The sequence below is a fragment of the Acetatifactor sp. genome, assembly GCF_982438285.1.
Genome location: NZ_CEWDFQ010000162.1, coordinates 1 through 6,854, shown reverse-complemented (window position 1 = coordinate 6,854; position 6,854 = coordinate 1). Strand labels below are relative to the sequence as shown.

At 47.5% G+C, this 6,854-nt stretch carries 6 protein-coding genes; all 6 read left to right on the top strand.

Annotation, left to right across the window (positions count from 1 at the left end; genetic code table 11):
- The first annotated feature begins 43 nt into the window (after positions 1-43).
- Positions 44-874: a phosphoenolpyruvate hydrolase family protein gene (locus AC1WIP_RS09205; RefSeq protein WP_481141564.1), complete on the top strand. Its 831-nt coding sequence runs from the start codon at positions 44-46 to the stop codon at positions 872-874.
- 24 nt (positions 875-898) lie between these two features.
- Complete coding sequence (locus AC1WIP_RS09200; protein WP_481141563.1) at positions 899-2,233, top strand: ABC transporter substrate-binding protein; 1,335 nt, start codon at positions 899-901, stop codon at positions 2,231-2,233.
- A gap of 10 nt (positions 2,234-2,243) precedes the next feature.
- The gene (locus AC1WIP_RS09195) at positions 2,244-3,161 is read left to right on the top strand and encodes a carbohydrate ABC transporter permease (RefSeq protein ID WP_481141562.1); all 918 of its coding nucleotides are present in this window, start codon (positions 2,244-2,246) and stop codon (positions 3,159-3,161) included.
- Positions 3,162-3,164: 3 nt separating this feature from the next.
- Positions 3,165-3,989 carry a carbohydrate ABC transporter permease gene (locus tag AC1WIP_RS09190; protein ID WP_481141561.1) on the top strand — a complete coding sequence of 275 codons (825 nt, stop codon included), beginning with the start codon at positions 3,165-3,167 and terminating at the stop codon, positions 3,987-3,989.
- A 6-nt stretch (positions 3,990-3,995) separates the two neighbouring features.
- Positions 3,996-5,630, top strand: a complete 1,635-nt coding sequence (locus AC1WIP_RS09185) for a cache domain-containing sensor histidine kinase (protein WP_481141560.1) — start codon at positions 3,996-3,998, stop codon at positions 5,628-5,630.
- Positions 5,623-6,854 (top strand): response regulator (locus tag AC1WIP_RS09180; RefSeq protein ID WP_481141559.1); only part of this gene is annotated, 1,232 nt, incomplete at its 3' end. The genes AC1WIP_RS09185 and AC1WIP_RS09180, both read left to right, overlap by 8 nt.

The following is a 6,854-nucleotide window of genomic DNA, read 5'->3' as shown; positions in this document are numbered from 1 at the left end:
ATTTACAGTAGTGTATTAAAATAATATACAGGAGGAGGAAACGATGCTGTACAAATCTCGAAAGGAAATCCTGAGTGATTTCAGAAAACAGGTTGAGGAAGGAAGGATTTTAGTGGGAGTGGGAGCCGGTACAGGCATCACTGCCAAATGCTCGGAAAAAGCGGGGGCAGACATGCTTATCATTTACAATTCCGGACGCTTCCGCATGGCGGGCAGAGGCTCTCTCTCGGGGCTGTTAGCCTATGGGGATGCCAATAAAATCGTGGTGGAGATGGGCTATGAGGTTTTGCCTATTGTGAAAAAGACACCTGTTCTGGCTGGGGTATGCGGAACAGATCCCTTTCGGGTAATGGACGTTTACTTAAGGGAGCTGAAGGCTCAGGGCTTTAACGGGGTACAGAATTTCCCTACTGTTGGTCTTATAGACGGCGTGTTCCGCCAGAATCTGGAGGAAACGGGGATGGGCTATGGGCTGGAGGTAGACATGATCCGCAAAGCCCACGAGCTTGATATGGTCACTTGTCCCTATGTATTTGATGCACAGCAGGCGGCAGATATGGCGGCGGCCGGTGCCGACTGTCTGGTTGCCCATATGGGGCTGACAACCAAAGGCTCTATTGGAGCGGAGACCGCAAAGACATTGGACGATTGCATTCCTTTGATCAAAGAAATCATTGTGGCAGGCAGAGAGGTAAATCCCGACATCATGGTAATCTGCCACGGCGGCCCGATTGCCGATCCTGAGGATGCGGCTTATATTATTCAAAATGTGCCGGAGATCGACGGCTTCTTTGGAGCCTCCTCCATTGAAAGACTTGCCTCGGAGAGAGGAATGACCGCACAGGCCGCAGCATTTAAGGCAATCCGTAAATAGATTATGACATAGAAAGGAGTTCGTATGAAAAAATCCCTTAAAAGATTACTCGCAGTGTGCTTTTCAATGGTGTTTGTAATGCTGTCTTTAACTGCCTGCGGCGGGGAGAACGTCTCTGGCGGCACAGAAGGCGGCAGCGGGACGGACAATGTCCAGGCGGAAGCAGAATCCGCAAATGAGCCTATCCAGCTTACTATGTGGGCCTGGGATGATTCCAGTGGGAGCTACAGTGAATTTGTGGAAAACTATAATAAGACAAATGATAAGAATATCACGGTAACTCTGGAAATAGTGCCCTGGAATAATTTTCATGACAAGCTGCTGACAGCTATCAACTCCGGTGGGGGGCCTGATCTGTCTGTAATATCCTCCTCCTGGCTGCCGGAGCTGGTGGGAATGGAGGCGCTCACCGATGTGCAGCAGTACGTGGACGCATGGGATGGGGCGGATGATGTATATGACAGCATGTGGGAAGCGGCGAAATCCACCTATGACACGCTGTATGCCTACCCTCAGAGCAGCGGCGTATACTATCTCTACTGCAGAAAGGATCTTTTTGACCAATATGGCGTAAAAATCCCGGAAACCATCGATGAATTTTATGAGGCCTGTGAGCAGCTGACCCGGGATACGGATGGAGACGGGGTTACGGATCTTTACGGCTTTGCCATGCGTGGTGCCCGTATGGGGCATATTATGTGGGGTTCTATTGTATATGCCGATGGCCCGGAGAAATTTAAAACCTTTGCGGAGGATGGTTCCATTACCCTTACCAATGAGCAGATGATTGAAGCGAACCAAAGATATTTGGATATTTATAACAATGGCTGGGCGCCGCCTACGGCTCCGACAGACGGCGCAAATGAGATTCAGGCGAATTTTAAATCCGGCCTTTGCGCGATGCTGATTCATCATTTGGCTTCCGCCGAGAGTATTGTTGAGATTTTCGGCGATGATGTTGTGGCGGTTCCCATTCCGGAAGGACCCGCAGGACGCGTGGTACCCATGGAGCTGATTTTGGCAGGTGTTTATAGCAACTGCGAGTATCCGGAGGCTGCAGCGGATGTGATTCAGAGCATGCTGACCACACAGCAGCATGATACCTTCTGCCAGACCCATGGCTCTGTACCGATTTTAGAGTCGGTGGCGTCCATGGATAAGTATACGGAAGATATGTTCTACAGGGTTTCCATCGAATCGCTGCCATCGGCCTATGCCTTTGAGGACACGCCTGAGATGGCCAACTGGCAGGAGGTTGTCTGGCCTACACAGATGCAGAAGGCGATGATCGGCGAGATTACCGCGGAGGAAATGATGTACAATCTGGCTGATGCACTGAACCCTATTGTACGGGAGTGAAAAAAAGCAGATGAAAATAAGTAAAAAAGGATATGCTTTACAAAAAAGGGGAAACAGGGACACAAAGAGAGCGCTTTTGCTGCTGTCTCCCATGCTCCTGCTGCTGGGCTCCATTGTGGTGTATCCCATTATTTATTCCATATATTTGAGCTTACAGTATTATGTATTGACCGATAAAGCAAATCGGCGTTTTATCGGCCTGGAAAACTATCTGGCGGTTTTTCAGGATGCTACCTTCTGGACAGCGCTTGGAAACACTGCAGTATGGGTGTCTATTACGCTGGCGGTTCAGTTTCTTGTGGGTATGATACTTGCGTATCTGCTCAACAAGCCCTTCCGGGGGCGCGGCATTGTCCGTTCCGTGGTGCTGCTCCCCTGGGTGACGCCCGGCGTGGTGATCGCTTTGATGTGGAGGCTCATTTATGACGGCGGCAATATGGGAGTGCTCAACGATCTTTTAAAGAAAACGAGCCTGATTTCCCAAAATGTCCCCTGGCTGGCACAGCCGGAGACAGCCCTTTACGCGCAGATTGTCAGTATGATCTGGCAGGGAATCCCTTTCTTCACCATCATGATTCTTGCTGCAATGCAGGGGATTCCAGGAGATCTTTATGAGGCTGCGGCCGTGGACGGCTGCAGTCCCCTGAAGAAATACTGGTATGTCACATGGCCTCATATTCTTCCCACGGTCATTATCACTGTGTTTCTGCGCATTGTCTGGATTGCCAATAACACGGAGCTAATCTATACGATGACCCAGGGCGGCCCCGGAACCAGCTCCTTGACTGTTTCGGTATATACTTACATGCAGGCGCAGAAATCCATGAATTTTGGGTATGCCTCAGCGTTGTCCATAGTAATGACGCTTATGCTTTCTGTATTTATGATTTTATACATTAATTTACTTGACAAGAAAGATGGGATTTGATCTATGAGAGAAAAAAAGGGATTATTCACATTTTATCTGCCGCTGTGCGTCATCACCCTGTTCATTCTGTTCCCTTTTGTGTGGACAATTATCACTTCCCTGAAGGATCCTGTGGAGCTGTTTTCCCAGGAACTCAGATATATTCCACAGAATCCCACTCTTGATAATTATAGAGTGCTGTTTACGGAAACCTCCTACTTTCAGAATATGATAAACAGTCTGATTGTATCGCTGATTACAGTGGCGATCAATGTTATTGTAGCCACCATGGCCAGCTATGCCCTGACAAGGTTTCAATTTCGGGGCAGTAAAGCCATATTGAAAGGGATTCTGCTGGTCTATATGCTGCCCACCGTTTTGTTTTTGACGCCGCTGTTTGTGTTGATGCAGAGACTACAGCTTTTAAATACTATCTGGGCGCTGGTGGTTTCCTATTGTACCTTTACCATTCCTTTTTCGGTCTGGCTGATGGTGGGCTTTATGAAGCAGCTTGCAAAGGAGCTGGAAGAGGCTGCATGGATTGACGGCTGCAGCAGAATAAAAGCATTTTTGCTGGTGTGCATTCCGGTACTGCGACCAGGGCTGGCGGCAACGGCAACGTATATTTTTATCAACGCCTGGAATGAATATTTGCTGGCGGTGATGTTTACCAATCAAAAATCCCAGACCCTCAGCATTTTAGTGGCATCCTTTATCGGGCAGTATGACATTAAATGGACACAGCTTACAGCGGCGGGCGTTATGACAGCCTTGCCGGTTGCGATTCTATTTATTTTGGTGCAGAAGAACTTTGTTTCCGGTATTGCCAGCGGAGCCGTAAAGGGTTGATAAACAATGAAATTAAAGAACAGTCTCACAAGAAAAATGCTTTTGATTAATTGTATATGCTGGCTGGTTCCTGTCCTTTTGGTGATTGGGCTGTTTAGCTATGTGTTCCGTCTCCTCCGGGAGAAAACCATAGATTCTTCTATGACGGTCTTGGCTCAGGTGGGGGCAAATATCGAAAATATGGTGTATGAGGCCGGAAGCGCCATGAGCCTTATCCTCTCCTCCAATGAGCTGGAAAAGCTGCTTGGAGGAGAATATACCGGGGACATAAGGCAGTCGGTTATAAACGATATTGAGATTTCGGGATTGTATCATTCTGTAATGAGAAGCTTTTTAAACATTGATGCGGATCTTTTGCTGGTCACCACGGACGGAGAGGTCTTTTGTTCCTCTTTGGTGGAAAGGGAAGAGGAGCTGTATGACGCGGAGTTTTTGGAAGAAATCAGGAAACACAATGGGAGATTTTGCTGGTTTTCCATAGATCAGGAAATATATGGAATTTATTCCAGCGTGAATTTGTATGGGAGCGGCAATAAGGCCTTATGCCTTGGGGGCTATGCAAGAGGTGAAAAGAGAGATGCCTATGTGATCCTCATGATAAACGAAGAGGTATTTGCTAATAAATTCTGCACCTCAGAAACAGGCACAGGCCAGAGATGTGTGATAGATGAAAATGGCGTTATCGTATCTCACAGTGATAAGGAAAAAATTGGAACAGACTTGCTGGAGGATGCGGAAAAAATAGATGAAATCAGAAGCAGAAGAGTCAATTTTCTCGACCTGCCAAGGGAGGAAGCCTGTATAGTGACCAGCAGAATTTCAAATATCAGCTGGATTCTTGTGGAGGAGATCCCCTATGCGGAGATTTTCAGCGGGCTTTTGATGATAAGAAGGTTATTTATCGCAATCATTGCAGTGGTTTTTGTCTGTTTGTTTAAAAGCCTGCACAGCCTGCTCAGGCAAAATGAAAAGTACCATGGGGAGGTGCTTTTAAGGCAGCAGGAGAGCGCAAGATTACAATATAAAACTCTGGAATCGCAGCTGAACATGCACTTTTTGTTTAATTCCTTAAACAGTCTTAAATGGCTGGCGGCTGCCCACAACGCATCCCTGGTTGCGGGAAATATCGGCGCGCTGACACATCTTTTGGAGGCCAGCGTTAAGTTAAAAAAAGACAAAATCACGGTCCGGGAAGAAATACAGTATTTGAAGGATTATATCCAGATTATGTCGCTGCGGTACATGGGAAAGTTTCAGTGCAGCTTTGATGTGGATCCACAGATGGAAAGCTGCCTGGTCCCAAAGCTGATTCTGCAGCCCATTGTGGAGAATGCCTTTATGCACGGCCTCTCAGTAGAGGGCGGACGGGTGGAGATCACAGGCCGCAAGGAAGGAGATGAAATCTGGTTTCGGGTTTCGGATAATGGGAAGGGCATTTCTCCAGAGAGACTTCGCAAGATACGTGCCAGAGAGCTTTTGGACGATCAGGAGAAATTTCATTCTTTTGGACTCTACAGCGTTGACCGCAGGATTCAGCTTGCCTACGGTGAAAAATACCGTATTGAAATAAACAGCAGGGAGGGGGAGGGAACACAGATAATCCTGAACATTCCCGCAAAGGAGGAGGAAGAGGATGCTTAAGCTCGCAATTGTGGATGATGAGGCTTTTTCCAGAATGGATATTAAAAGCGCTGTGGACTTTTCCGAGTTGGGATTAAGCTGTATCTGGGAGGCTGCAAACGGCAGGGACGCCTTGGAGAGGATGACGGCCAGCTGTCCGGATATTTTGCTTTTGGATGTCATTATGCCGGAGATGGATGGAATCGAGACGCTGCAGCAGATCATGAAGCTTCCGTTTCCTCCCAAGGTGATTATGTTAAGCTGCCATGACGAATATCTTTTTGTCAGAGAGGCCATGAAGCTGGGAGCGGAGGATTATGTGCTGAAGCAATCGCTGAACAAGGGGGAGCTTGCAGCGGTGCTTTCCAGAACAGCTGAGAAAATCCAGACGGAAATAAAGAAAGGGAAATGGAGGGGAGGCAGGGAAAGCCTGCACAAGAGCTGGCTTGGCAGGAGCCTGACAGAGGCATCCGGGTGGTGCGAGGAAACGGGGAGGGATCCTTTGTGGATAGAGAGGTTTGGGAAAGAAGGCTATTATGTTATTTACCTGGATCTGCACCCGGTAAAGCATAATAACAGAAAAATCATTGTAGAGCTGATCGAGCAGATTTTTTTGGAATACAAGGGAAGCATATGCCTGGAAACGGAGAGCCTTGGGGAGACTGTCATTTTGTGCATCCCGGAAAATGATTCTCTTGCAGAGCAGATCGCGGTGCAGATTGATCACTTTTTCTCCCTGTATTTTAATGCGAGAGTGGCCATTGGGATTCACAGGCATACCTTCGGAATAGAGAATATCCATTCCTCCTACAAAAGTGCAAAAAGAATGACGGAGCACTATTTTTATGCTGTATCGGAAGGCAGGGGAGAATGTATTTATCCTGCGTGGAGATATCCGGCTTTGACACAGAAAATCAGTGAGGAAGCCATAAAAAAGAGCGAGACGCTCTCAGCAATGCTGGAATACGGCCAAAAAAGTGAGATATGGACCCGCTGGCAGGAGCTCAACGCAATGCTTTTTAAGGAGCGGCTGCGTCCCGGCAAATTGAAGGAGAGAAATATTGAATGGATCTATGCCTTCATCAGAAAACGCTGCGATACCTACACGCAGGAGATGGAAGACTCTATCTGCGCTGATATTGTGGAAATGGAAACCCTTGAAAAACTGAATTTTTACATCTGCACACTGTTAGACCAGCTCTGGGATTTTATGCAGAAAAACGACAGGCAGATTCGCAGTGAAAT

Excerpts from the sequence above, each read along its gene's own strand:
- AC1WIP_RS09205 (WP_481141564.1), top strand. The coding sequence starts at position 44 with ATGCTGTACAAATCTCGAAAGGAAATCCTGAGTGATTTCAGAAAACAG.
- AC1WIP_RS09200 (WP_481141563.1), top strand. The coding sequence starts at position 899 with ATGAAAAAATCCCTTAAAAGATTACTCGCAGTGTGCTTTTCAATGGTG.
- AC1WIP_RS09195 (WP_481141562.1), top strand. The coding sequence starts at position 2,244 with ATGAAAATAAGTAAAAAAGGATATGCTTTACAAAAAAGGGGAAACAGG.
- AC1WIP_RS09190 (WP_481141561.1), top strand. The coding sequence starts at position 3,165 with ATGAGAGAAAAAAAGGGATTATTCACATTTTATCTGCCGCTGTGCGTC.
- AC1WIP_RS09185 (WP_481141560.1), top strand. The coding sequence starts at position 3,996 with ATGAAATTAAAGAACAGTCTCACAAGAAAAATGCTTTTGATTAATTGT.